Source organism: Synechococcus lacustris str. Tous (assembly GCF_003011125.1).
Classification (GTDB): Bacteria; Cyanobacteriota; Cyanobacteriia; order PCC-6307; family Cyanobiaceae; genus Synechococcus_D; species Synechococcus_D lacustris.
Genome location: NZ_PXVC01000164.1, coordinates 1 through 1,837, shown reverse-complemented (window position 1 = coordinate 1,837; position 1,837 = coordinate 1). Strand labels below are relative to the sequence as shown.

Annotated in this window: 3 protein-coding genes; all 3 read left to right on the top strand. The window is 51.4% G+C overall.

Annotated features, from left to right (window positions below):
- On the top strand, positions 1 to 432 hold a 432-nt coding region (coaE, locus tag C7K08_RS13855; RefSeq protein ID WP_106501105.1), incomplete at its 5' end, for a dephospho-CoA kinase.
- Positions 433 to 458: 26 nt separating this feature from the next.
- Positions 459 to 1,184: a FecR family protein gene (locus C7K08_RS13850; protein WP_106501104.1), complete on the top strand. Its 726-nt coding sequence runs from the start codon at positions 459 to 461 to the stop codon at positions 1,182 to 1,184.
- Between the two features lie 23 nt (positions 1,185 to 1,207).
- On the top strand, positions 1,208 to 1,837 hold a 630-nt coding region (locus C7K08_RS13845; protein ID WP_117434664.1), incomplete at its 3' end, for a CHASE2 domain-containing protein.

Sequence of the window (1,837 nt, the reverse complement as noted above, 5' to 3'; positions counted from 1 at the left end):
CGCTATGGGCAAAAGCTATTTTGCGGTGATCATCTTGATCGCAGGGCCCTAGGTGATCTGGTTTTTAACAACCCCACAGAACGCATATGGCTTGAGCAACTGGTGCATCCAATTGTGCGGCAAACGATGGCTGAGGAATTAAATAAATCAACTACARTCGAAACCATAGTGTTAATGATCCCACTCCTATTCGAAGCGGGCCTTGAATCACTATGCACGGAAATCTGGCTTGTAGATTGCGATGAAAATCAACAATTAGAACGCTTAATTGCYAGGGATATATGCACGAATGAACAGGCATTAGCACGTATTAATGCCCAATGGCCTTTAGCCCGTAAGCGCCTCCTAGCCGATCGCCTGATCAACAACCGCGGCAGCAGTGCTGAACTAGAAAACCATGTGGCGCTGGCCTTGGATCATCCTGAAGCCTAGATTTAGGGCACTTCACTGCTGGCGCCATGGTGATTAACTACAACGCCTCGCAACCACTGCTTAGGTGGCTGCTTTTTTTAAATGCCATCTGTTTAGCAGTGCCTTCTTTTGCAGCTGGGGAAACCGCCACAGTGCAAGAAATCCTTGATGGCAATCAACTTTATATTGATGGCAACCAAGCCCGGCTAAAACAAGCGGCCCAAGTTCCCCAAGTAATCAGCACCGGCGATAGCCGCGGCCAGCTGGGTTTTGAAAGTGGTGCCGTTGCAAGAATAAATCGCCAATCCCTGCTCAAATTAGGCAGCAGTTGTTTCCTGCTTAATAAAGGACAAGTCCTGGTGTCTGGCCGCCAAGATGGCTGCACCCGCTCCGCTCGGATGAGTGTGAGGGGCACTAATTATTTGTTGCAGGTAGACGAAAATGGCAATGCTGATCTCGCAGTTTTGGAAGGCACTGTGCAAGTGGAAGCAACTGAATCCAAAACAGCACCAGTAACAGTTCAAGCTGGCCAGCGCTTGCGTTTAAGCCCCGCGGGTATAGTGCTGGGCTTGGTGAAACTTGCCCTTGGTGATTACCAATCAATACTTGATGGCCCTCTATTTAGTGGCTACAGCTTGCCCTTGCCGGCTTATGCAAACCTTGAAAGTTATCTACGCAGCAATATGCCTGGATTAAATCTACCTATTACCCCTAGCCTGCCAATACCAACAACGCCTTCCGTGCCCGGCCTATCCCTACCGCGTTTCTTCTGATCGCAAATCTGCAATAGGCAGCGATGGCCCCCTCCCTTGGATCGAATTCACGTTTAAGCATTTTTGTTTTAAGCCTGGCGATCATTAGTGGTGGCTTGAGCGGTTGGGCTCCTCCTTTATGGCGCAGCTGGGCAATAGCTACCTACAACCAAATACTCGCTTGGGCCGGCCCGCAAACGCCGCCGGCTGGTTTGTTTTTAGTTGCCATAGACGACGCTTCTCTACAGCAGGGCCAATGGTTTGAACAACAACAAAATGCACCTGGCTGGAGCAAAGGTTTAGGCCAATTGCCTTGGTCAAGGGCTAGTTATGCCGTGTTGGTGGAAAAACTCAGGGCCGCTGGCGCCGAAGCAATCGCCCTGAATGTTTTGTTTGAAGGCCCAAGCAGCCGTAGCCCCAAAGACGACAGCCAATTGGCAGCAACCCTGGCTCGCCACAAAGGCCATGTGGTGCTTGCCGCTGAAATGCTGGAACCAAATGATTCCCAGGGGGCTGGTGGGCTCAGCCTGGCGCCGCCCCTTTTGGCACTACAGAAAGCAGCCGGGGGCAGCAAAGCACTTGGGCTCACAAACATGCTTAAGGGGGAAGACAACGCCGTTGGCCCCCACCCCGAGGCCTACATAAGCCAAGTACTTAAACCCCATGGCTTTGGT

Coding starts and splice junctions, on each gene's coding strand:
- C7K08_RS13850 (WP_106501104.1), top strand. CDS start 459: ATGGTGATTAACTACAACGCCTCGCAACCACTGCTTAGGTGGCTGCTT.